General features: G+C 68.3%; 22 protein-coding genes. 15 read left to right on the top strand and 7 right to left on the bottom strand.

Going from position 1 to position 23,503, the window contains the following annotated elements; genetic code table 11:
- Window positions 1-20: 20 nt before the first annotated feature.
- Window positions 21-1,214, bottom strand: a complete 1,194-nt coding sequence (gene metC, locus CEK29_RS23300; RefSeq protein ID WP_094859451.1) for a cystathionine beta-lyase — start codon at window positions 1,212-1,214, stop codon at window positions 21-23.
- Window positions 1,215-1,500: 286 nt separating this feature from the next.
- Between metC and CEK29_RS23295 the strand changes: the two genes are divergently transcribed.
- A complete protein-coding gene (locus CEK29_RS23295; RefSeq protein WP_094798156.1) occupies window positions 1,501-2,187 on the top strand; it encodes a lipopolysaccharide kinase InaA family protein in 687 nt (228 codons plus the stop codon).
- Between the two features lie 4 nt (window positions 2,188-2,191).
- Here CEK29_RS23295 and CEK29_RS23290 read toward each other — a convergent pair whose 3' ends face one another.
- On the bottom strand, window positions 2,192-2,887 hold the full coding sequence (locus tag CEK29_RS23290) for a nitroreductase (RefSeq protein WP_094798155.1): 696 nt from the start codon (window positions 2,885-2,887) through the stop codon (window positions 2,192-2,194).
- A 118-nt stretch (window positions 2,888-3,005) separates the two neighbouring features.
- On the opposite strand from CEK29_RS23290, the gene CEK29_RS23285 reads away from it, so the two are divergent.
- The gene (locus tag CEK29_RS23285; protein ID WP_094798154.1) at window positions 3,006-3,632 is read left to right on the top strand and encodes a LysE family translocator; all 627 of its coding nucleotides are present in this window, start codon (window positions 3,006-3,008) and stop codon (window positions 3,630-3,632) included.
- Window positions 3,633-3,681: 49 nt separating this feature from the next.
- Here CEK29_RS23285 and CEK29_RS23280 read toward each other — a convergent pair whose 3' ends face one another.
- Window positions 3,682-4,746 (bottom strand): MBL fold metallo-hydrolase, encoded by a 1,065-nt coding sequence (locus tag CEK29_RS23280; protein ID WP_094798153.1) that lies wholly within the window; start codon window positions 4,744-4,746, stop codon window positions 3,682-3,684.
- Window positions 4,747-4,823: 77 nt separating this feature from the next.
- Here CEK29_RS23280 and CEK29_RS23275 point away from each other — a divergent pair, with 77 nt between their 5' ends.
- The 6 genes from CEK29_RS23275 (at window position 4,824) to CEK29_RS23250 (ending at window position 13,483) form a co-directional block, all read left to right on the top strand.
- Window positions 4,824-5,204, top strand: a complete 381-nt coding sequence (locus CEK29_RS23275; protein ID WP_094798152.1) for a MerR family transcriptional regulator — start codon at window positions 4,824-4,826, stop codon at window positions 5,202-5,204.
- Window positions 5,205-5,395: 191 nt separating this feature from the next.
- A complete protein-coding gene (locus CEK29_RS23270; RefSeq protein ID WP_094859449.1) occupies window positions 5,396-6,574 on the top strand; it encodes an isovaleryl-CoA dehydrogenase in 1,179 nt (392 codons plus the stop codon).
- A gap of 7 nt (window positions 6,575-6,581) precedes the next feature.
- Window positions 6,582-8,396, top strand: coding sequence for a bifunctional isocitrate dehydrogenase kinase/phosphatase (gene aceK, locus CEK29_RS23265; protein ID WP_094798150.1), 1,815 nt, complete (start codon window positions 6,582-6,584; stop codon window positions 8,394-8,396).
- 36 nt (window positions 8,397-8,432) lie between these two features.
- Entirely contained in the window at window positions 8,433-9,614 is a 1,182-nt protein-coding gene (locus CEK29_RS23260) for an acetyl-CoA C-acetyltransferase (protein ID WP_094859448.1), read from the top strand.
- 152 nt (window positions 9,615-9,766) lie between these two features.
- Window positions 9,767-11,374 carry a carboxyl transferase domain-containing protein gene (locus CEK29_RS23255; RefSeq protein ID WP_094859447.1) on the top strand — a complete coding sequence of 536 codons (1,608 nt, stop codon included), beginning with the start codon at window positions 9,767-9,769 and terminating at the stop codon, window positions 11,372-11,374.
- Window positions 11,375-11,446: 72 nt separating this feature from the next.
- Entirely contained in the window at window positions 11,447-13,483 is a 2,037-nt protein-coding gene (locus CEK29_RS23250) for an acetyl/propionyl/methylcrotonyl-CoA carboxylase subunit alpha (RefSeq protein ID WP_094859446.1), read from the top strand.
- Between the two features lie 77 nt (window positions 13,484-13,560).
- On the opposite strand, the gene CEK29_RS23245 is transcribed toward CEK29_RS23250, so the two are convergent.
- A complete protein-coding gene (locus CEK29_RS23245; protein ID WP_094798146.1) occupies window positions 13,561-14,451 on the bottom strand; it encodes a LysR family transcriptional regulator in 891 nt (296 codons plus the stop codon).
- Window positions 14,452-14,586: 135 nt separating this feature from the next.
- Here CEK29_RS23245 and CEK29_RS23240 point away from each other — a divergent pair, with 135 nt between their 5' ends.
- Window positions 14,587-15,432 carry an amidohydrolase family protein gene (locus CEK29_RS23240; RefSeq protein ID WP_094859445.1) on the top strand — a complete coding sequence of 282 codons (846 nt, stop codon included), beginning with the start codon at window positions 14,587-14,589 and terminating at the stop codon, window positions 15,430-15,432.
- Entirely contained in the window at window positions 15,429-16,406 is a 978-nt protein-coding gene (locus tag CEK29_RS23235; protein ID WP_094798144.1) for a tripartite tricarboxylate transporter substrate binding protein, read from the top strand. The genes CEK29_RS23240 and CEK29_RS23235 overlap by 4 nt, the downstream gene beginning before the upstream one ends.
- A 125-nt stretch (window positions 16,407-16,531) precedes the next feature.
- On the opposite strand, the gene CEK29_RS23230 is transcribed toward CEK29_RS23235, so the two are convergent.
- Both CEK29_RS23230 and CEK29_RS23225 read right to left on the bottom strand, forming a co-directional pair.
- Window positions 16,532-16,780, bottom strand: a complete 249-nt coding sequence (locus tag CEK29_RS23230) for a DUF1653 domain-containing protein (RefSeq protein ID WP_094798143.1) — start codon at window positions 16,778-16,780, stop codon at window positions 16,532-16,534.
- A 103-nt stretch (window positions 16,781-16,883) separates the two neighbouring features.
- Window positions 16,884-18,074 (bottom strand): acetylornithine transaminase, encoded by a 1,191-nt coding sequence (locus tag CEK29_RS23225; protein WP_094798142.1) that lies wholly within the window; start codon window positions 18,072-18,074, stop codon window positions 16,884-16,886.
- A 193-nt stretch (window positions 18,075-18,267) separates the two neighbouring features.
- Here CEK29_RS23225 and CEK29_RS23220 point away from each other — a divergent pair, with 193 nt between their 5' ends.
- The 5 genes from CEK29_RS23220 to CEK29_RS23200 all read left to right on the top strand — a co-directional run bounded on the left by CEK29_RS23220 (window position 18,268) and on the right by CEK29_RS23200 (window position 22,246).
- Window positions 18,268-19,230, top strand: a complete 963-nt coding sequence (locus CEK29_RS23220) for a Bug family tripartite tricarboxylate transporter substrate binding protein (protein WP_094798141.1) — start codon at window positions 18,268-18,270, stop codon at window positions 19,228-19,230.
- A 186-nt stretch (window positions 19,231-19,416) separates the two neighbouring features.
- Complete coding sequence (locus CEK29_RS23215) at window positions 19,417-20,199, top strand: transporter substrate-binding domain-containing protein (protein ID WP_094798140.1); 783 nt, start codon at window positions 19,417-19,419, stop codon at window positions 20,197-20,199.
- 13 nt (window positions 20,200-20,212) lie between these two features.
- Window positions 20,213-20,881 (top strand): amino acid ABC transporter permease, encoded by a 669-nt coding sequence (locus CEK29_RS23210; RefSeq protein ID WP_094859444.1) that lies wholly within the window; start codon window positions 20,213-20,215, stop codon window positions 20,879-20,881.
- Entirely contained in the window at window positions 20,878-21,534 is a 657-nt protein-coding gene (locus tag CEK29_RS23205) for an amino acid ABC transporter permease (protein WP_094859443.1), read from the top strand. The genes CEK29_RS23210 and CEK29_RS23205 overlap by 4 nt, the downstream gene beginning before the upstream one ends.
- Window positions 21,515-22,246, top strand: a complete 732-nt coding sequence (locus CEK29_RS23200; protein ID WP_094798137.1) for an amino acid ABC transporter ATP-binding protein — start codon at window positions 21,515-21,517, stop codon at window positions 22,244-22,246. The genes CEK29_RS23205 and CEK29_RS23200 overlap by 20 nt, the downstream gene beginning before the upstream one ends.
- Window positions 22,247-22,321: 75 nt before the next feature.
- Here CEK29_RS23200 and CEK29_RS23195 read toward each other — a convergent pair whose 3' ends face one another.
- Window positions 22,322-23,437 (bottom strand): DSD1 family PLP-dependent enzyme, encoded by a 1,116-nt coding sequence (locus CEK29_RS23195; protein WP_094859442.1) that lies wholly within the window; start codon window positions 23,435-23,437, stop codon window positions 22,322-22,324.
- Window positions 23,438-23,503: the final 66 nt, after the last annotated feature.

Genomic DNA, 23,503 nt, shown 5'->3' with positions numbered 1-23,503 from the left:
CCCTTTTTTTTTGGTCCGGATCAGCCTGCCGCGCGGGCCAGGGCCTGCTCCAGATCCGCGATGACGTCGGCCGGGGATTCGAGGCCGATGTGCAGGCGCACCAGGGCGTCGTTGCCGCCCGTCCAGTAGGCATGGCGTGCGAGTTCGCCGGGGGTGACGAGCTGCACGAGGCTTTCGAAACCGCCCCACGAGAAGCCGATGCCGAAGAGCGTGAGCGCTTCGACGAAACGGCGCGCCTGGGCCGGATTGAAGCGCAGCTGGACGGCCAGCATGCCGTTGGAGCCGGTGCAGTCGCGCTGCCACAGGGCGTGCCCGGGGTCGGCGTGCCAGGCCGGGTGATAGATGCGCGCCACCTCGGGGCGGGCCGCCAGGAACTCGCACACCGCGAGCGCGTGACGCGCATGCTCGGTCATGCGGATCGGCATCGTGCGCACGCCGCGCAGCGCCAGCCAGGCGTCGTCGGCGCTCACGGAATAGCCCATGGCGTATTGCGTGCGATTGAGCCGCTTCGCGATCGCTTCGTCGTTGGTGACGACGGCGCCCAGCATCAGGTCGGAGTGGCCGCCCACATACTTGGTGCCGGCGATGATGGACACCTGCGCGCCCAGCGTGAGCGGGCGATAAATGTAGCCCGAGCCCCAGGTGTTGTCGGTGGCCAGGATGAGGTTGTGCTTGCGCGCGAACGCCGCCAGACGCGGCATATCGAGCATCTCGAACAACAGCGAGCCCGGCGCCTCGACGTACAGCAGGCGGGTATTGGGGCGCAGCAGCGCCTCCAGATTCTGGCCGGCATGGAAGTAGGTGGTCTGGATGCCCATGCGTTCGAGCACGGCGGCGTCGAGCTCGTGCACCGGTCCGTACACGCAATCGGCCACCAGGGCATGCTCGCCGGCCGACAGCAGCGCCATCATCGCCATCGTGATCCCGGCCAGCCCGGACGGCGCCAGATAGCAGTGGGTGCCGCCCTCGAGTTCGCAGAAGACCTGCTCGAGCGCCGCATGCGTGTCCATGCCCATGCGGCCGTAGGTCGCGGCACGGGTGCCCTCCGCCTTGCGCCGCTGCGTGCTTTCGAGCGCGCTGAGATCCTGGAAGCGCACCGTGCTCGCGCGCATCGAAGGCAGATTGACCGGCGCCGCGCCCGTGGCGGGGTCGAAGGGCGCGGTGCCCATGTGCTGGAGCAGGGTATCGATGTGGTGGGACGTATCGTTGGACATGGCGGTTATGTGGTGTGAGACAGACACCTGATCGCAAAAGCGCGACTTCTGAGCCGATTTGAGCCGAATTTCGCTCAAAATCCCGGCCTGGCGCCCTATTTATTGCAGAAAAATTACATAATATGCCGTATTAATCCGGCCATTGATGGGATTCCGTTACGCGTTGCTGCCCCCGGGCAGGCGCCTTGCTGATGCGGCAGCCCCATGCGGGTCGCCCCATGCGGGTCGCCCCCAAGCGTACCCCATTGCCGATTTCCAAGAAGCAGCAACACCGCAGGAGGCCCCCATGACGCATTCGCCCGAGACTCCCCCTATCGATTTCTGGTGGACGGTGCAGGGCGAATGGGCCGAGCCCCCGAACGAGCGCCGCGGCGGCATGAGCGGGGTCCAGCGCGTCACGCTCGAAGACGGCACGCGCTATTACGTCAAACGGCAGCGCAACTTCACGTTCCGCTCGCTGCGCTATCCGCTGGGCGCGCCCACGCTGCTGCGCGAATGGAACAACCTTCAGACTTTTGCCCGGCTGGGCGTGCCCACCGCCCCCGCCGTGGCCTTCGACATGCGTCGCGAGGCCGATGGCTGGCACGCCGTGCTGGTCACGCGCGCGCTCGAGGGTTACATCAGCCTCGAAGAGGGCTTTTCCTGTGCGCGCTGGGACGAGTCCGAGCGCGCGCGCATCCTGACGCACGTGCTGGAGGCGCTCGCGCCGCTGCACACGGCGGGGCGCAAGCACGGCCATCTTTATCCCAAAGAGGTGTTCGTGCGGCCGCAGGCCGATACGGTGCACGTCGCCCTGCTCGATCTGGAACTCAGCCGCCGCCACCTCTCGCGCCGGCACGCCGCGCGCTCCGACCTGCGCAGGCTCGTCAATTCGCTGCTGGGCCGCGGTCTCGCCCCGCAGGAATTCGATCTGATCCGCGACGCCTACGCGCGCAAGGGCATGCCGTTGCCGGGCGACTTCAACCGCCGCTGAAGGCTCAGGCCTCGCGCCAGCTGACGAGTTCGCCCAGCTCGGCGCGATGGGTGCGGTACTGATTGGCCGGATGCGTCTCGTCCTCGAAGCCGAACGAGATGGCGCACACCACCTTGTGCGTCGCCGGCAGGTCGAGTTGTTCGCGCAACAATTCGGGATACATGGCGAGCGAGGCCTGCGGCACCGTGGCCACGCCCAGGGCCTGCGCGGCGAGCAGAAAGTCGGCCACATAGGCGCCGCAGTCGATCGCACCATACACGCCGAGCTCGGCATCCGAGGTGATCACCGCGACGTGCGGGGCATCGAAGAGCGCGAAGTTGCGCAGCTCCTGGCGGCGATAGGCCTCGCGGTCACCGCGCGGCACACCGACGGCGCCGTAGAGCTGAAAGCCCGATTCGCGGCGGCGCGCCAGATATTCATCGCGGTATTGCGCGGGAAACGGAAAATCCGGATTGAACTCCCCGCCCGCCGTGGCGCGCGCGAGCAGCGCATCGCGCAGCCGGTCTCGCGCCGCGCCGCTGGCGATGGTGACGCGCCAGGGCTGGCAGTTGCACCACGAGGCCGTGCGCTGCGCCAGCGTGAGCAGCCGCTCGATCACCTCGCGCGGCACCGGCTCGGGCCGGAAGGCGCGGCAGCTGTGACGCTGGGTGAGCAGGGATTCGAGCAGGGCATCGGGCCGGTTGGCCGCGCGATCGTTCATACGGACTCCTGGAAAGCGCGCCAGCGGCGCGCGGGTCGGCGGGATCATTTGAACGTATCATGCCTGCAGCCGGCCCACATGGCGCAGCCGGTCTCCCTGCCGTCCGACGAGTCCCACCATGCCCGCCTTTGAACTCCTGATCGCGTTTTTCGGCATCGCCGTCCTGCTGGCGCTGACGCCGGGTCCGGACAACCTGTTCGTCCTCATGCAGTCGGCCCTGTGGGGCCGGCGGGCGGGTTTGTGGGTGGTGCTCGGCTTGTGCACCGGCCTGCTCGGACACACCGCCGCCGTGGCGGTTGGGCTGGCCGCGGTGTTCGCGGCCTCGCCGATGGCCTTCACCGCACTCAAGCTGGCCGGGGCGGCCTACCTGCTCTATCTGGCCTGGCAGGTGCTGCGCGCGCCCGTGGGCGAAACCGAGACCGGCCGCGCGCCGCGTTTGAATGGCGCAGCGCTGTACCGGCGCGGCATCATCATGAACCTCACCAATCCCAAGGTGCTGCTGTTCTTCTTTGCCTTCCTGCCGCAGTTCACGCGTCCCGACGCGGGACCGATGGCGGCGCAGATCGTGGTGCTGGGCGCCGTGTTCATGCTGGCGACCCTGCTGGTGTTCGGTGCGATCGCGTTCTTTTCCGGCGCGTTCGGTCAGTTGCTGCAACGCTCACCGCGGGCGCAGCGCCTGCTGAACCGCGTGGCCGGCATCGTGTTCATCGGATTGGCGGTGCGGCTCGCCACCGCCAGCCGCTAGAGGCCGGGCCGCGTAGGCCGGGCCGCGCAGGCCGGCGGCACCGCCCCGATCACGCCCGCGTGAAGCGCACGATGCCGTCGGCATCCGTCCGGCGCGTGAGCTTGCCCTCGAAATACAAGGCATGCAGGTGCGCCAGTGCCTCGCCCATGGCGAAGGTGAGTTGGTGCAGGTCGAGCTTGCGCTTGAACAGCACCGGCACGATGTCGCTCGTGGACTGCGGCGTGGCGCAGGCCTCCAGCACTTCGGCCAGCCGATCGGCATGGTGGGCATGTTGCTGCGCGATGCGCTCGTGCAGGCCGCGAAACGGGCGGCCGTGCGAAGGCAGCACCAGCGCCGCATCGGGCAGACCGTCGTAGTGATCCAGCGAGCGCAGGTACAGGGGCAGGGGATTGGCGTCGGGCTCGTAGTCGAACACGCTCACATTGGTGGAAATGCGCGGCAGCACCATGTCGCCGGAGATCAGCACGCCCAGGTCGGCGCAATAGAACGACAGATGCTCGGGCGCGTGGCCATAGCCCACGATGGCGCGCCAGCCGTGGGTGCCGATGCGCACCACATCGCCGTCCAGCAGGCGGGTATAGCGGCGCGGCACGGACGGCACCAGACCCGGGTAATAGCCGGCGCGCTGGCGGATCTGCTCCTGCGCTTCGGGGTCCAGCAACCCATGCCGCGCGAAATGCTCGACCGCGGACTGGCCGCCGGGGCCGCCACCGCTCTCGCCCTGGCGCGACGACCACAGCGACGCCACCATGTAGTCGGTCATGCTCATCCACAGCTCGGCGTTCCAGCGCTCGCACAGCCAGGCGGCCAGGCCGATGTGGTCGGGGTGCATGTGGGTGACCAGCACGCGCAGCACGGGCAGACCTTCGAGTTCGTTGGCGAACACCTCTTCCCAGCGCGCCTTGACCTCGTCGCGCGAGATGCCGCAGTCGACGATGGTCCAGCCGGCCTGGCCGTCGCGCTCATCGCGGATCAGCCACAGGTTGATGTGATCCAGGGCGAAGGGCAGCGGCATGCGCAGCCATTTGACGCCCGGCGCGACCTCCATCGCGCGGCCCGGCTCGGGCTGCGTGTCGCCCCAGGGGTACTCCAGTTTGCTCTCGTTGGGATTCATGGCGCTGTCTCGTGTTCTGGCTTGACGGGTCGGCCGAACCGTCATAATTTACGTTTACGTAAACTGCCACACGCCGCATGTCCTCGTCAACCTGGACCATCTCGGAGCTCGCCCGCGAGTTCGACATCACGCCCCGCACGATCCGCTTCTACGAGGATCAGGGCATCGTGAGCCCGCAGCGCGACGGTCGCAACCGGGTGTATGGCGCGCGTGACCGCACGCGGCTCAAGCTCGCCTTGCGCGGCAAGCGGCTCGGCCTGCAGCTCTCCGAGATCTGCAGCCTCATCGACATGTACGACGGCCCGGGCACCACCGAGCCCCAGCTGCGCCAGTACCTGAGCGTGCTCGACAGCCATCGCGCCACGCTCGAGCAGCAGCGCCGCGACATCGACGAAACCCTCCAGGAAATCGCCCAGCAGGAAGCGCAGTGCCAGGCACTGCTCGCCCGCCGCGGCTGATTCCCGCCCCGTGCTCACGATCCCAAGCTACGGGAAAACCCGACTGAACTTTACGTTTACGTAAACGTAATATTTGCATTGCATCATTGCCCCATAGCCCACCGCCAGCGCATGATGAGAGCGAGGTCGCGCGTCTGCCGCAGACCCGCTCCACCACAAGAATGTGGGTGTTCACTATCACGGAGACGCCGATGAATATTCCCGGTTTGAATTTCGATCTGGGTGAAGACCTGGATATGCTGCGCGACGCGGTGCGCACCTTCGCCGATGCCGAGATCGCCCCGCGGGCGGCCCAGATCGATCGCGACGATCAGTTCCCGATGGATCTCTGGCGCAAGTTCGGCGAGCTCGGCGTGCTGGGCATGACCGTGAGCGAAGAGTACGGCGGCACCAGTCTCGGCTACCTCGCCCACATGGTGGTCATGGAAGAAATCTCGCGCGCCAGCGCCTCGGTCGCGCTCTCGTACGGCGCGCACTCCAACCTGTGCGTGAACCAGATCTTCCGCAACGGCACCGACGCCCAGAAGGCGCGCTACCTGCCCAAGCTGATCTCCGGCGAGCACGTGGGCGCGCTCGCGATGAGCGAGCCGGGCGCGGGCTCCGACGTCGTGAGCATGCGCCTGCGCGCCGACAAAAAGGGCGACCGCTACGTCCTCAACGGCAGCAAGATGTGGATCACGAACGGTCCGGACGCCGACACCCTGGTGGTTTACGCCAAGACCGACCCCGAGGCCAATCAGCGCGGCATCACGGCCTTCCTGGTCGAGAAGGGCTTCGCAGGTTTCTCGGTGGCGCAAAAGCTCGACAAGCTCGGCATGCGCGGCAGCCACACCGGCGAGCTGGTGTTCCAGGATTGCGAAGTGCCCGAAGAGAACGTGCTGGGCCAGCTCAATGGCGGCGTCAAGGTGCTGATGAGTGGCCTCGACTACGAGCGCGCCGTGCTGTCGGGCGGTCCGCTGGGCATCATGCAGGGGGTGATGGACGTCGTCATGCCCTATGTCCACGACCGCAAGCAGTTCGGCCAGGCCATCGGCGAGTTTCAGCTGGTGCAGGGCAAGGTCGCCGACATGTACACGGCGCTGCAGGCCAGCCGCGCGTTTGCCTACACCGTGGGCAAGAATCTCGATCGCCTCGGCCGCGAACACGTGCGCCAGGTGCGCAAGGATTGCGCCGCGCTGATCCTCTACACCGCCGAGAAGGCCACCTGGATGGCGGGCGAGGGGATTCAGCTGCTCGGCGGCAATGGCTACATCAACGAATACCCAGTGGGCCGCATGTGGCGCGACGCCAAGCTCTATGAAATCGGCGCGGGCACGAGCGAGATCCGCCGCATGCTGATCGGCCGCGAACTCTACGCCGAGACCGCCTGAGTCTGCCATGAGCGCATCGGGCGACCTCCTGCGCATCGAGCCGGCCGCGCCAGCGCCGCCGGCCCCTGCCGCGCTGGCGCGCCTGATCCTCGACGGCTTCGATCGTCATTACGCACTGTTCCGCTACAGCGCGCAGCGGGCCAAGGCCTTGTTCGAGTCGGGTGACTGGCACGGCATCGCGCAGCTCTCGCGCGAGCGGATCGAGTACTACGACACGCGGGTGCGCGAATGCGCCCGCCAGCTCGAGCAGGCGCTTGCCGCGAGCGCCGCGGTCACCGGAGAACCCGCGCACACCGCGTTGTGGCAGGCGGTGAAGCAGGAATACGTGTCGCTGCTGGCGGGCCACCGTCAGCCCGAATGCGCCGAGACCTTCTACAACTCGGTGTCGTGCCGCGTGCTGCATCGCGATTACTTTCACAACACCTTCCTGTTCGTGCGGCCGGCCGTCGCGACCGACTATCTCGACAGCCGGCTGCCGGCCTGGCGCGTGTACTACCCGCTCGCCGACGGCCTGCGGCCCAGCCTGACACGCCTGGTGGCCGACTTCGGGCTGGCCTTGCCTTTCGCCGATCTGCCGCGCGACGTGCGCCAGCTCGCGCGGGCGGCGATAGGCAAGTTGCGCGCGCAACTGCCCCGGCTCGGGCCGAACCGGCTCTCGGCCGACTGCCAAATCCAGGTGCTGTCCACGCTGTTCTTTCGCAACACGGCCGCCTACGTGGTGGGCCGGCTGGTGAATCAGGGCATGGTGTATCCGTTCGCGCTGGCGCTGGTGCGCAACGCGGCCGGTCAGGCCGAGATCGACGCGCTGCTCGCCGGGCCGGACGATCTTTCGGCGCTGTTTTCTTTCACGCGCGCCTATTTTCTGGTCGACACCGAGACCCCGTCGGCGGTGGTGGCGTTTCTGGCGAGCCTGGTGCCGCGCAAGCCACCCGCCGAGCTCTACACCATGATCGGCCTGCAGAAACAGGGCAAAACGCTGTTCTATCGCGACTTCCTGCAGCATCTGGCGCACTCGCACGATGTCTTCGATGTCGCGCCGGGCATCCGCGGCATGGTGATGTGCGTGTTCACCTTGCCGTCGTATCCCTATGTCTTCAAGCTGATCCGCGACCGCAGCGAAAAAGACGGCATGACGCCCGCCACCGTGCGGCGCAAATACCAGATGGTGAAGCTGCACGACCGCGTCGGACGGCTCGCGGACACCTGGGAGTACTCTCAGGTGGCGCTGCCGCGCGCGCGTTTCGCGCCGCGCCTGCTGGCCGAGCTGCGGGCCGCGGCACCCAGCCTGCTCGAAGAAACCGACGACACGCTGATCATCAGGCACGTCTACATCGAGCGCCGCATGACGCCGCTCAATCTGTACCTGCGCCATGCCAGCGATACGCACGTGGACCGCGCCGTGCGCGATTACGGCGACGCGATCCGGCAGCTGGCCAGCGCCAATATTTTTCCGGGCGACATGCTGTACAAGAACTTCGGCATGACCCGGCTGGGCCGCGTCGTTTTCTATGATTACGATGAAATCCAGCGCCTGACCGAGATGCAGTTTCGTGCCATTCCGCCCGCGCCGGACGAAGAAGCCGAGATGTCGGGCGAAGCCTGGTACCCGGTCGGCGCCAACGATGTCTTCCCGGAGGAGTTCGAGTCCTTCTTGCTGGGCGATCCGCGGGTGCGGCGCGCCTTCATGCGTCACCATGCCGAGCTGTTGCAGCCCGACTGGTGGCAGGCCTGCCAGGCGCGTGTCGCGCGTGGCCGGATCGACGATTTTTTCCCTTACGATACCGACAGGCGTCTGCGGTCCGTCGCGGCGCACGCCGCCTGATCCGCATCATCTGTCCACGTTTTCATGGAGCACGTCATGTCCGATCCCATTGTCATTGTTTCCGTTGCCCGTACCCCGATGGGCGGCATGCTGGGCAGCCTGTCCGGCCTGGCCGCGCACGAACTCGGCGCCATCGCCATCAAGGCCGCGGTCGAGCGCGCCGGCATCAAGCCCGAGCAGGTCGATGAAGTCATCATGGGCAACGTCCTGCAGGCCGGCCAGGGCCAGGCGCCGGCACGTCAGGCCGCGCTGGGCGCGGGCCTGCCGCGCGGCGTGTCGTGCACCACCATCCACAAGGTGTGCGGCTCCGGCCTGAAGGCCGCCATGTTCGGCGCCGACCTGCTCACCGCGGGTTCGGTCGATATCGTCGTGGCCGGTGGCCAGGAAAGCATGAGCAACGCGCCTTACCTGCTGCTCAAGGGCCGCCAGGGCTACCGCTACGGTCACAACACCGTGTACGACCACATGGCCCTCGACGGCCTCGAAGATGCCTACGATCGCGGCAAGGCCATGGGCGTGTTCGCCGAAGACTGCGCCGGCAAGTACAGCTTCACGCGCGAGCAGCAGGACGCCTTCTCGCTCGAGTCGCTGCGCCGTGCGCGTGCCGCCACCGAAGACGGCAGCTTCAAGTGGGAGATCGCCCCCGTCACGGTGGCCGGCCGCAAGGGCGACACCGTGATCGATACCGACGAGGCGCCCCAAAAAGCCATGCCGGAGAAGATCCCCACGCTCAAGCCCGCCTTCAAGAAAGACGGCACCGTCACCGCCGCCAATTCCTCGTCGATCTCCGACGGCGCCGCCGCGATGGTGCTGATGCGCGCCTCGACGGCCGAGAAGCTCGGCGTCAAGCCGCTGGCCCGCATCGTCGGCAAGACGCAGTTCTCGCACGATCCGCAATGGTTCACCACCGCACCGGTCGGCGCGCTCAAGAAGCTGTTCGAGCAGACCGGCTGGTCGGCGTCCGACGTGGATCTGTACGAGATCAACGAAGCCTTCGCGGTAGTCACGATGGCCGCCATGAAGGAATTCGATCTGCCGGCCGACAAGGTCAACGTGCACGGCGGCGCGACGGCGCTGGGCCATCCCATCGGCGCGTCGGGTGCCCGCCTGGTCGCCACGCTGGTCGGCGCGCTGCGCCAGAAGCAGGCCAAGCGCGGCGTCGCCACGCTGTGCATCGGCGGCGGCGAAGCGGTCGCGCTGGCCATCGAGATGGTGTAAGCGCCGGGCCGGCGCGGGCGCCTCGCCCGCGCCGGCGGTGTTCCAAGAATCCGCGCGGCGGCAGGCCCGCCAGCGCGGCAACGAGACAAGCCCGCCGGCAGGCCATTGCCGGCGCGGCACCGCAGTTCCACTACGCAGAAACGGCAGGCTCCATGCCCATCATCGAATCCCGCATCGACCCGAGATCGGCCGACTACGCCGACAACGCGCGCGCCATGCAGAGCGCGCTCGACGACCTCGACCGCCAGCTCGCGCAGACCGCGCAGGGCGGCAACGAGGCCGCGCGCGCCAAGCACGTGGCCCGCGGCAAATTGCTGCCGCGCGATCGCGTCGAGCAGCTGATCGACCCCGGCAGCCCGTTTCTGGAGCTTTCCCCGCTGGCCGCGCACGGCATGTACGACGGCGAGGCCCCGGGCGCCGGCATCATCACCGGCATCGGCCGCGTGTCGGGCACCGAATGCGTGATCGTCTGCAACGACGCGACGGTCAAGGGCGGCACCTACTACCCGGTAACGGTGAAAAAGCATCTGCGCGCGCAGGAGATCGCCGCCCAGAACAACCTGCCGTGCGTCTATCTCGTCGATTCGGGCGGCGCCAACCTGCCGCGCCAGGACGAAGTTTTTCCCGATCGCGATCACTTCGGCCGCATCTTCTATAACCAGGCGGTGATGTCCTCACGCGGCATCGCGCAGATCGCCGTGGTGATGGGCTCGTGCACGGCGGGCGGCGCCTACGTGCCCGCCATGAGCGACGAGTCCATCATCGTGAAGGACCAGGGCACGATCTTCCTGGGCGGTCCGCCGCTCGTGAAGGCGGCCACCGGCGAAGAAGTGAGTGCCGAAGACCTGGGCGGCGGCGACGTGCACACGCGCCTGTCCGGCGTGGCCGACCATCTGGCCGCCAACGACCTGCATGCGCTGCAGCTGGCACGCAACGCCGTGGCGCGGCTCAACCGCGTCAAGCCCGCGCAGCTGGCGCTGGCGCCGGTGCGCGAACCGCGCTACGACCCCGCGGAGCTCAACGGCGTGATCCCGGCCGATACCCGCAAGCCCTACGACGTGCGCGAGGTCATCGCCCGCATCGTCGACGGCTCCGAGTTCGACGAGTTCAAGGCCCGCTACGGCACCACGCTGGTCACGGGTTTCGCGCACATCCACGGCATGCCGGTCGGCATCGTCGCCAACAACGGCATCCTGTTTTCCGAGTCGGCCCAGAAGGGCGCACACTTCATCGAGCTCTGCGCGCAACGCAAGATCCCGCTGGTGTTCCTGCAGAACATCACCGGCTTCATGGTGGGCCGCAAGTACGAAAACGAAGGCATCGCGCGCCACGGCGCCAAGATGGTGACCGCCGTGGCCACCGCCAATGTGCCCAAGTTCACCGTGCTGATCGGCGGCTCGTTCGGCGCCGGCAACTACGGCATGTGCGGGCGCGCCTACTCGCCGCGCATGCTCTTCATGTGGCCCAACGCGCGCATTTCGGTGATGGGCGGCGAACAGGCCGCCAGCGTGCTCGCCACCGTGCGCCGCGATGGCATCGAATCTCGCGGCGGGCAATGGAGCAGCGAGGAAGAAGAAGGCTTCAAGGCGCCGATCCGCGAGCAGTACGAGCGCGAAGGGCATCCGTACTACGCGACCGCCAGGCTCTGGGACGACGGCATCATCGCGCCCGCACAGACCCGCCGCGTGCTCGCGCTGGCGCTGTCGGCCGCGCTGAACGCGCCCATCGAGGACACGCGATTCGGCGTGTTCCGCATGTAATTCCGCATTCCGTATCCCGCATCCCGAGCTTGTCGCGCGCGGCGCCCGAAGCGCCGCGCAGAAGGAGTCAATGTGTTCTCCACCCTGCTGATTGCCAATCGCGGCGAAATCGCCTGCCGCGTCGCCGCCACCGCCCACCGCCTCGGTCTGCGCACCGTGGCCGTGTATTCCGACGCCGACGCGCATGCGCGCCACGTCAGCGCCTGCGATACCGCCGTGCACATCGGCGGCCCGGAGCCGCGCGCGAGCTATCTGCGTGCCGACGTGATCCTGGCCGCCGCGCGCGCCACGGGCGCGCAGGCCATTCACCCCGGCTACGGATTCCTGTCCGAGAACGAGGCCTTTGCCCGCGCCGCCGCCGACGCCGGCATCGTGTTCGTGGGCCCGCCCGCCAGCGCGATTGCGGCCATGGGCAGCAAGTCGGCGGCCAAGGCGCTGATGGAAACCGCCGGCGTGCCGCTGGTGCCGGGTTACCACGGCGACAACCAGGACCCGGCCTTCCTCAAGGATCAGGCCGACGCCATCGGCTATCCTGTTCTGATCAAGGCCAGCGCCGGCGGCGGTGGCAAGGGCATGCGCGTGGTGGAATCCGGTGCGGCCTTTCTGGACGCGCTGACCTCCTGCCAGCGCGAGGCCGCCGCCAGCTTTGGCGATGACCGCGTGCTGATCGAACGCTATCTGCAGAAGCCGCGCCACATCGAGATCCAGGTGTTCGCCGACACCCACGGCAACTGCGTGTACCTGTTCGAGCGCGACTGCTCGGTACAGCGCCGCCACCAGAAGGTGATCGAAGAAGCGCCCGCCCCCGGCATGACCGAGGAGCGCCGCCGCGCGATGGGCGAGGCCGCCTGCGCCGCCGCACGGGCCGTGGGCTACGTGGGCGCGGGGACGGTGGAATTCATCGCCGAGCCCGATGGCCGCTTCTACTTCATGGAAATGAACACGCGGCTGCAGGTCGAGCACCCGGTGACCGAAATGATCACCGGCCACGACCTGGTCGAATGGCAGTTGCGCGTGGCGGCGGGCGAACCGCTGCCGGCGCGCCAGGAAGACCTGCGCATCCAGGGTCACGCCATCGAGGCGCGCATCTATGCCGAGAACCCCGAAAAGGGCTTTTTGCCCTCGATCGGCACGCTGAGCTACCTGGGCCTGCCCCCGCACACGGCGTTCGCCCGCGGCGACATCCGGGTCGACGGCGGCGTGCGCATGGGTGACACCATCACGCCGTACTACGATCCGATGATCGCCAAGCTCATCGTGCATGGCGCCGACCGCGATCAGGCGCGCGCCCGCATGATTCAGGCGCTGGCGCAGACGCAGGCGGTCGGCGTGCAGACCAACGTGGCGTTTCTCACGCGCCTCATGCGCGATGAGGCCTTCGCCGCGGCCGATCTCGACACCGGTCTCATCGAGCGCCGTCGCGCCACGCTGCTGCCCGAACCGCAACCCGTCGACGATGCCACGCTCGCCCTGGCGAGCGCGGCCGCGCTGGTGCGCCAGGGTCTGGCCGCGCCCGGCGATCGCGCGCCGCGCGATCAGGCCACCGATCCCTGGGGCGCGCGCGACGGCTGGCGGCTCGGCGACCACTATCGCCAGACGCTGCGCTGGATCGATCAGGGCGAAGCGCGCGACGTCGTGCTGACGCGCCACGGCACCACCTGGACACTGTCCATCGGCGAGCGCAGCCACACCCTGCGCTGGCAGGCCGTGCGCGGCGCCAATCCCGAGCTGTGCCATGGTCTGCGCGTGTCGCTCGACGAGCGCGAGATCACGGGCGACGTGGTGCTGCACGCGGATCGCGCGCATGTGTTCCGCGATGGCGCCACGTACGTGCTCGAACGCTACGATGCGCTGGCGCACGCCGACGACGCCGCGGACGGCCACGCGGGCGGCCTGACGGCGCCGATGCCGGGCAAGATCATTGCGGTGTCGGTGGCCGTGGGCGACACGGTCGAGAAGGGCCAGGCGCTGCTCGTGATGGAGGCCATGAAGATGGAGCACACCATCACGGCGCCGGCCGCCGGCCGCGTCGAGACGGTGCATTACGGCATCGGCGATCAGGTGGCCGAGGGCGCCGCGCTGATCGCGGTGAGCCCTCTCGAAAACTAGAAAGGCTGGGAGCCCCCACGCCGCAGGGGCGCGCCCCTCGGCGGGCGGGGGCCACGCTGCGCCATCCCGGCGTTTGTTCAGTGCGCCGGATCGAGCTTCAGGTCGGCGAACAGGTCGGCCAGGGTCGGTACCGAGCGGGCCGGCCAGATGGCGCTCAGGTCGAACGAGGGCAGGGCGGCGCCGTCGCTCACTTCGCAGAAACGCACCCCACGAAAATCCAGCGCGCGGATCCAGCTTGGCAGTAGCGCCACGCCGCAGCCGCCCGCCACGCACGACAGCACCGTCAGCGTGCGGTTGGCTTCCTGCGCCACCACCGGCTCCAGGCCGGCCTTGCGCATGGTGTCGAGAATGCCGGCATTGAGCACCGGCAGTTGGACCTGCGGAAACAGCACCAGTCCCGCCCGCGCGATCTGCGCCAGCGTCACGCTGCCGTCGGGCCCCACCGGGAAATCATCGGGCACCGCCGCCACCAGGTAATCGCGCTGCAACTGGCGTTCGCGCATGCGCCCGCCCATGGCGACCGGCGTGTGCATCAAGGCCAGATCGATCGACCCGCTGACCAGCGCCTCGGCGAGCTCTTCGTTGCTCATCTCGCGCAGCACCACGCGCACGCCCGGCGCCTCGCGTCGCAAGGCCCGCAACGCGCGCGGCAGGATATCGAACAGCGCCGACGACACCAGCCCGATGGTGAGCTGGCCGGCGCTGCCGCGCGCGATCTCCTGCGCGCGGCGCTGCGCCGCGTCGATGCGGGTCATGCTCACGCGCACATCTTCGAGGATCGCCAGCGCCGCGGTCGTGGGCTCGGCGCCCCGTCGGCTGCGCTCGAACAGTTTCACGCCGAGTTCGCGCTCCATGCGGGCCAGGGATTGCGACAAGGCAGGCTGGGCGATGCCCAGGCCATCGGCCGCGGCGCTGATGCTGCCGTAGTCGATCACGGCCAGGAAATGGCGCAGGTGGCGGGTTTGCATATCAAAACGATATATAAAAAGCGTTTTATCTGGATAGATCAATATACATTGGGTGCCTAGAATCCGGCCATCAAAAGAACCCCCGCCGCCGCGCGACGCGCCCCTCGAGGCCCCGCGGCAGGCATCGCCGGAGACATCGGTTTGGCTCAGCCCCGCCCGCACACCCTCGCCATCGACACCCACGCGCATATTTTTGTCCGCGGGCTGCCGCTGGCCGGCGTGCGCCGCTACACCCCCGATTACGACGCGACGCTGGCCGATTACCTGGCGCTGCTCGACGCCCATGGCCTGAGCCACGGCGTGCTGGTGCAGACCAGCTTTCTGGGCACGGACAACAGCTTCATGCTGGCCGCGCTTGCACAGGCCCGCGGCCGGTTGCGCGGCGTGGCCGTGATCGACACGGACACGACGCCCGCCGAGCTCTCGGACATGAATCTGGCCGGGGTGCGCGGCATCCGGCTGAACCTCATGGGCCGCGAGACGCCGGCGCTCGACAGCGCGCCGTGGCAGACGCTGCTGGAGGCGATCAACGCCCTGGGCTGGCATGTCGAGGTGTACATGCCGGCATCGCGCCTCCCCGAGGCCGTGACGCCGCTGCTGGCCGCGGGTTGCCGCGTGGTGGTGGATCACTTCGGCCGGCCCGATCCGGCACTGGGCATCGCCGACCCGGGTTTCACGTACCTGCTGGACCAGGCCGATACCCAACGCGTGTGGGTCAAGCTGTCCGCTCCCTATCGGATCTGGCAGCCGGCCGACTGCGCGCCCCTGGGCCGCCAGGCAACGCATAAACTGCTGACCGCATTCCCGGCCGAGCGCCTGCTCTGGGGCAGCGATTGGCCACATACCGAGAACCGAGACCGCGCCGACTACCGTCTGGCGTGCGACTGGCTGCGCGCCTGGATCGATGACGACGCCACGCGCCACATCATATTGGCCGACACGCCGTCGGCACTATTTGGCATAACAGGAGACCACCCATGACCATTCTGAACGCGTTCGCGCGTCGCGCCGCCGTTGCCCTCGGCGCGACCCTGCTCGCTTCGGCCAGCGCGATGGCCGCCTACCCCGACCGTCCCGTGACGCTGGTCGTCACCTATCCTCCCGGCGGTACCGTCGACGTGGTGGCCCGCCTCATCGGTCCCAAGCTGGCCGAGAAGCTCGGCAAGCCGGTCGTGATCGAGAACCGCGGTGGCGCGGGCGGGATGATCGGCGGCGCCGCCGTCGCGAAGGCCAAGCCCGACGGCTACACGCTGATGCTGGACGCCTCGAACCACGCCCAGAATCCCGCGATCCACAGCAAGATGCAGTTCGACACGCTGGCCGATTTCGCGCCGGTGTCGCTGCTGCTGCGCGTGCCGAACGTGCTGGTGGTCACGCCGAATTCGCCGATCAACAGCGTGGCCGACCTGATCAAGGCCGGTCAGGACAAGGACAAGCCGATCTACTTCGCCTCGGCCGGCCCCGGCTCGGCGCAGCATCTCGGCGGCGAGCTGTTCAACCTGCTGGCTCAGACGCATCTCGAACACGTGGCCTACAAGGGCGGCGGCCCCGCCATGATCGACGTGATGGCCGGCCAGGTGCCGGTGATGTTCGCCAGCATGGGCTCGGCCTGGCAGCACGTGAAGAACGGCAAGCTGCGCGCCGTGGCTGTCGGCGGCAGCCAGCGTTCGGCGACCGCGCCCGACCTGCCCACGCTCGCCGAAGCGGGCGTGCCGGGCTACGAATCGTATGAATGGAACGCCGTGTTCGCGCCGGCCGGCACGCCGCCCGAGATCATCGACCAGGTGTCGCAGGCCCTGGCCGAAGTGCTCAAGGACCCGGCCGTCGCCAACACGCTCGCCGGCATCGGCGCCGAGACCATCGGCTCGACCCCGGCCGACCTCGACACCTTCCGCCGCGCCGAGATCGACAAGTGGAAGAAGGTCGTGACCGAAGCGAACCTCAAGCTCGACTGATTAGTGCCGCCTCACCTGCATCACACGCCCGGTTCGCCGGGCGTTTTTTTGGTCCGCGCCGCCGACGCGCGGCGTACGGCGTACGGCGGGCGCGCGGACGCGTGGCGCGGCGCCGCCGCGGCGGCTCACGCCGGGCTCTGCGGGCCCACGTAGGCGAAGCGCGGCACGACGCCCGCATCCGTCTCCACCGTTTCGTTCCAGATGCGCAGCAGGCGCGTGTTCATCGGCATGCCGTCGCGCGGATAGAGCCGCACATAGACCACCACGGTCTCGTCGGTCTCGTCGGCGCGGGCCAGGCCCAGGGCCAGATATTGTTGGCCCTTGTAGTGGCGATAGACGCCGGGGCGGAAGCTGTCGATGGGATCGTTCGTCATAGGATTCTGCAAAAAGGTTGTGCGCGCAACCGGTGCGGCCGGGAATGCGCGGGTGAAAACGACAACGGCCGCTCGCGCGGCCGTTGTCTCGTGCCGTGCAGGCTTACTTGCGCACAGCCACGATCAGCGCGTCGAGCTGTTCCAGCATGCTGCTGATTTCGCCTTCGGAAACATTGAGCGCGGGCATGAAGCGCAGCAGGTTGCCGCGCGGGGCGTTGAGCAGCAGGCCCTGCGGCGATTGCTTGCGGGCGGCGTCGACGATGGCGGGGCCGTCGTCGCGGTCGAGCACGAGCGCGCGCAGCAGACCCAGGCCGCGTTCGCCGCCCATGCCATGCTTGGCCGACAGTGCCAGCAGGCCTTCGGAGAGCTGGCGGCCACGCGCCTGCACCGATTCCAGGAAGCCCGGCTTGGCCAGCGCGTCGAACACCGCCACGCCGACGGCCGTGCACAGCGGGTTGCCGTTGTAGGTGCCGCCTTGCTCGCCCGGCGAGAAGACGCTGACCGATTCGCGCGCCAGCAGGGCGGCCAGCGGCACGCCGCCGCCAATGCCCTTGCCCAGCGTCATGATGTCGGGGGTCACGTCGAACTGCTGGTAGGCGAACATCGTGCCGGTGCGGCCCATGCCGGTCTGCACTTCGTCGACGATGAACAGAATGCCGTGCTCGTCGGCCAGCTTGCGCAGGCCCTGCATGAACTCGCGCGTGGCGGGGATGACGCCGGCCTCGCCCTGCACCGGCTCGAGCATGATGGCGACGGTCTGCGCGTCGATCAGCGCGCGCACCGAATCCAGATCATTGATTTCGGCCTTCGGGAAACCCTCGACCTGCGGCGCGAACATCGTGTCCCAGCCCGGCTTACCCGATGCCGACATCGTGGCCAGGGTGCGGCCGTGGAAGCCGTGGTTCATCGTGATGATCTTGTAGGCGCCATTGCGATTCACGCGGCCCCACTTGCGCGCCAGCTTGATCGCGCCTTCGTTGGCTTCGGCGCCGCTGTTGGCGAAGAACACGCGATCGAACACCGAGGCGTCGGTCAGACGCTGCGCGAGCTCGAGCGAGGGCACGTTGTAGAAGGCGGGCGACGGATTCATCAGCTTGCCGGCCTGCTCCTGCAGGGCGCGCACCATCTCGGGCGCGCTGTGGCCCAGCGAATTGACCGCCCAGCCCTGCACGAAGTCGAGATATCGCTTGCCCGACTGATCCTCCAGCCAGGATCCCTCGCCGCGCACGAACACGAGGTCCGGACGGGAGGTGATCTCCATGAGGGTGTTGACGTTGAACTGGCTGAATTCCATGGCGGTTCCTGCGAGGGAAAGAAACAGGGGAGGGGAAACCTGAAATTTAGCACCCTCGGGGCAATGCTATCGTGACGGCATCCCTTCCTGCATTCCCGCAAGCGGCCCACAAGGCGCGTCACGGATCGCAAAGGCGGCCTCCTATCCCGGCGTGGCCGCGCTTTTTCCTTGCCATCATTCCATCCTACGCACCATGAACCGTCTTCTTCCCAGCCTTCTGGCCGGCGTCGCCCTGACCCTCGCCGCCACCGCCCACGCCGATTTTCCGGAGCGCCCGCTGCGCCTGATCGTGCCGTTCCCGCCGGGACAGGCCACCGACATCTTCGCGCGCGCGCTGGCTGAAAAGCTAGGCGCCGACACCGGCCAGCCCGTGATCGTCGAGAACCGCGCCGGCGCCGGCAGCAACATCGGCATGGAGCAGGCCGCGCGCGCCACGCCCGACGGCTACACGCTCGTGGTGGCCGGCAGCGCCGCCGCCGTCAACCAGACGCTCTACAAAAACATCAACTACAGCCTGACGAAGGACTTCGCGCCGGTCTCGGGCGTGTTCTCCGTGCCGCTGGTGTTTCTCGCCACGCCCACCTCCGGCATCGACAGCCTCGACAAGCTGGTCAAGCAGGCCCGCGCCAAGCCCGGCGACCTCGCGTATGCCAGCGCGGGCATCGGCGGCACCCAGCACCTCTCGGCCGAGATGTTCCGCGCGGCCGCCAACATCGACATCCGCCACATCCCCTACAAGGGCAGCGGCCCCGCCCAGGCCGACTTCTTGGGCCACCAGGTGCCGCTGATGGTCGACTCGGTGACGGCCGCGCTGCCGCACATCCAGACGGGCAAGGCCGTGCCGCTCGCGGTCACGACCTCGAAGCGCCTGACCCAGCTGCCCAAGGTGCCGACCGTCGCCGAGTCCGGCTACCCCGGCTTCGAGGCCATCGGCTGGGCCGCCGTGATGGCGCCGCGCGACACGCCGGCCGATCGCATCACCTACTGGAGCGAGCACATCGGCCGCGTGCTGCGCAACCCGGATATGGCGCGCTTCCTGCGTGACCGCGGCGCCGAGCCGATGCCCACCACGCCCGAAGCCACGGCCACGTTCGTCGCCAGCGAAGTGACCAAGTGGGGTGACACGGTCCGCCGCTCGGGCGCGCAGGTCGACTGATACCCGACCGGCCCAGGATGGTGCGGCACGCCTTCTCGTGGGGCGCGCCGCACCGCCACGGCGCACAAACTAAGGCCGCTCCGGCAAGTGTGCCGGGGCAACGCGATTGGCATGGATGTTGCTTTGCTCTGTTTTGTATACCGATCTGGTGTGCAACATCGCGCCGCTCAGGCGCCGGAGACCTCCATGAATCGCAGACATGTGTTGTTGACCCTGATCGCCGGCGCGCTGACGCTGTCGGCGGGCGCAAGCCACGCCGACGCCCTGGCCGACATCCAGAAGCGCGGCGTCCTCAAGGTGGCGGTGCCGCAGGACTTTCCCCCGTTCGGATCGGTCGGCGCCGACATGAAGCCGCTCGGCTATGACGTCGATACCGCCGCCCTGATCGCCAAGAAAATGGGCGTCAAGCTCGAGCTCGTGCCGGTCACGAGCGCCAATCGCGTGCCTTACCTGCAAACGGGCAAGGTGGACCTCGTGATCTCCAGCCTGGGCAAGAATCCCGAGCGCGAGAAGGCGATCGACTTCTCGGTGGCCTACGCGCCGTTCTTCAACGGCGTGTTCGGCCCGGCCGATCAGGCGGTGAAGGCGGCGGCGGATCTGTCCGGCAAGACCGTGGGCGTCACGCGCGGCGCCGTCGAAGACATCGAACTCTCGAAGATCGCGCCGGCCGACGCCACCATCAAACGCTACGAAGACAACAACGGCACCATCACCGCCTTCCTGTCGGGTCAGGTGCAGCTGGTGGCGACCGGCAACGTCGTCGCCGCGGCCATCCTGGCCAGGAATCCGCCCAAGAAGCCGGAGACCAAGTTCCTCATCAAGGACTCACCGTGCTTCATCGGCCTGGCCAAGAACGAGCCGGCGCTGCTCGCCAAGGTCAACGAGATCATCACGCAGTCCAAGCAGGATGGCTCGCTGAACGCCGTCGCGCAGCGCTGGCTGGGCGCGCCGTTGCCCGCCGGTCTCTGAGCCAGCGCACGTCATGGGCTACGCGTTCGAATTCGGCGCGCTCGCCGGCTACACCCCCGTGCTCATAAAGGGCGTGGGGGTGACGTGCACGCTGATCGGCGTGGGCGGGGTGGCGGGGGTGGCCCTGGGCATCGCCTGCGCCTGGGTGCGCACGCAGGGGCCGCGCTGGGCGCGCCTGCCGGTGGTGGCGTACATCGAGACGATGCGCAACACCCCCTTCCTGATCCAGCTGTTCTTCATCTTCTTCGGCCTGCCGTCGCTGGGCGTGCAGATGGGCGAAATGACCGCGGCCTGCCTCGCCATGGCACTCAACCTGGGCGCCTACAGCGCCGAGATCGTGCGGGCCGGCGTGGCCACCACGCCGCGAGGGCAGTTCGAAGCCGGCGCCAGCCTGGCGCTCACACGCCTGCAGGTGTTCCGTCACATCGTGCTGGCACCGGCGCTCAAGCGCGTCTGGCCTGCGTTGTCGTCGCAGATCGTGGTGGTGATGCTGGGCTCGGCGGTGTGTTCGCAGATCGCCGTCGAAGACCTGAGCTTCGCCGCCAACTTCATCCAGTCGCGCAACTTCCGCGCCTTCGAGGTGTACTTCGTGACGACGGCGATCTACCTGGCGCTGGCCATCGTGTTGCGCCAGCTGCTGCGGCTGGCCGGCGCGCGGCTGTTCCGGAGCCCGGGATCATGATCGAGTTCAGCCTCTGGGACATCGTTCGCAATCTGCTGCTCGCCACGCGCTGGACCGTGGTGATGTCGCTCGCGGCCTTCATCGGCGGTGCGCTGCTGGGCCTGGCGCTGCTCTTCGCGCGCACCTCCCGCGCCCCCTTGCTGCGCCGCGCGAGCTGGGCCTACATCGAGCTGTTCCAGGGCACACCGTTGCTGATGCAACTGTTTCTCGCGTTCTTCGGGCTTTCGCTGGTGGGCATCGAGGTGCCGGCCTGGGTCGCGGCGGGCGCGGCGCTGGTGCTGTGGTCGGCCGCCTACCTGGCCGAGATCTGGCGCGGCTGCGTGGAGTCGATCGCGCGCGGTCAGTGGGAAGCCTCGGCCAGCCTGGCGCTCGACCGCATGCAGCAGATGCGTTACGTCATCCTGCCGCAGGCCGCGCGCGTGGCGGTCGCGCCCACCGTGGGCTTCGCGGTGCAGATCGTCAAGAGCACCGCGCTCACCTCCATCATCGGCTTCACCGAGCTGTCCAAGGCCAGCACGATCATCACCAATGCCACCTTCAGTCCCTTCACCGTCTATGCCTGCACCGCGCTGATCTATTTCGCGCTGTGCTGGCCCCTGTCACGTCTCAGCCTGCGGCTGGAAAGGAAGTTGCATGCCTCTCATCGCTCTTGAAGACGTACGCAAAAGCTACGGCGCGAATACGGTTCTCAAAGGGGTGACCCTGCGGGTCGAGCCCGGCGAAGTGATCGCGATCATCGGCAAGAGCGGCTCGGGCAAGAGCACGCTGCTGCGGTGTATCAACGGGCTGGAAGACATCGACAGCGGCGCGGTCATGGTGGCCGACGCCAAGCTCGTGCCCGACGATCTGCACCTGCGCGCGCTGCGGCTGAAGGTGGGCATGGTGTTCCAGCAGTTCAACCTCTTCCCGCATCTGAGCGCGGGGCGCAACGTCATGCTCGCGCCCATCGTGGCGCGCAGGATGCCTGAGGCCGAGGCCGCCAGCCTGGCGCGCGACATGCTCGAGCGGGTGGGCCTGGCCCATCGCTTCGATGCCTGGCCCAGCGAGCTCTCGGGCGGCCAGCAGCAACGCGTGGCGATCGCCCGCGCGCTCGCGATGCAGCCGCTGGCGTTGCTGTGCGACGAGATCACGTCGGCGCTCGATCCCGAACTCGTCAACGAGGTGCTGGGCGTGGTGCGCAAGCTTGCCGCCGACGGCATGACGCTCTTGATGGTGACGCACGAAATGCGGTTCGCGCGCGAGGTGTGCGACCGCGTGGTGTTCATGCACGAAGGCCGCATCCACGAGCAGGGCGCGCCCGAACGCGTGTTCGGCGCACCGGTCACGCCCGAACTGCGGCAGTTCCTGGGCGTGACCGGCGCCTGACGCCGCGGCGCCCGTGCGGTCGGACCGGCGGCCCGGCGACCCGGCGACCCGGCGACCCGGTCGTGCGCGTGCGCGTCAGCGGCTCAGGCCGCGCGCGGCCACCGGCCAGATGGCCTCGACCACGCCGTCGCGCACGGCCACGAGCCTGTCGTGCAGATTGAAGGTGGGATCCACGTGCGAGGCCACCAGCTTGACCACCTCGCCCAACGCCGGCGCACGCGCGCCGGCATCCACCTTGACCACGCCGTGCTCGTCGTTGGTGGCCACGTACGTGAGGCCGTCGCGTTGCCACACGCGCGGCGGGCCGCATTCGATGGTGGTGGACTTCAGGCCGGCGTCGAGCACCACGCGCTCGGGCGTGGGCGTGCTCATGACGGTGGAAAGCAGGAACAGGCTGTTGTCGAAGCGCAGCGTGTCGGACCACTGATTGGCGCCGTAGTCGCCGTCCATGAAGGCGTACGAGCCGGCCTGCAGCTCGGTGTAGACGCCGCTGGCCGCGTCGAACTCCGCGCTGCCCGTTCCGGCGCCGGTGATGCGATCCACGGCGATGCCGTGGCCGCGCAGCAGCTCCGCGTAACCGGCCGCGGTGGCCGCGGCCGATGCGCAGATGCGGGCGCGGGCTTCGCGCGTGCGCTCGTGCTGCACCGAGCCGTGGTAAGCCTGCAGACCGCCGAAGCGCAGATGCGGATCGGCCTGGGCGGCTCGCGCCAGGGCCACGACGGTCTCGGCATCGCTCGCGCCGCAGCGGCCCTGGCCCACGTCCACCTCGACCAGCACGGTGATGTGCGCGCCGGCCTGCGCCATGGCGCGCGCGATCGCGGCCAGGTTGTCGGGATGGTCGACGCACACGCTCAGCTCGGCCCGCAGCGCCAGTTGCGCCAGCAGGGCCAGCTTGGCCGGGCCCACCACTTCGTTGCTGATGTGGATGTCGCGAATGCCGGCCTGCAGGAACGGCAGAGCCTCGCTGACCTTCTGGCAGCAGATGCCGCGCGCGCCCAACGCGATCTGCCGCAGCGCGACCTCGGGGCACTTGTGCGCCTTGGCGTGTGGCCGCAGCGCCACACCGTGCGCATCGGCCCAGCGTTGCATCGCGGCCAGATTGCGCTCGAATGCGGCCAGATCGAGCATCAGCGACGGCGTATCGATGGTGTCCCAGGCATCGCCCGGCCGCGCGGGCGGCGGCAGCGGCATGTCATCGGCGGAAGAAACAGAGGCGTGCACGGAAAACTCCTAGAACAGAAGGGGGGCGATGACCAT

The organism is Bordetella genomosp. 5 (genome assembly GCF_002261475.1).
GTDB lineage: Bacteria > Pseudomonadota > Gammaproteobacteria > Burkholderiales > Burkholderiaceae_B > Bordetella.
The sequence above is the reverse complement of the archived record's forward strand: the minus strand, read 5'-3'. Positions and strand labels throughout refer to the sequence as shown.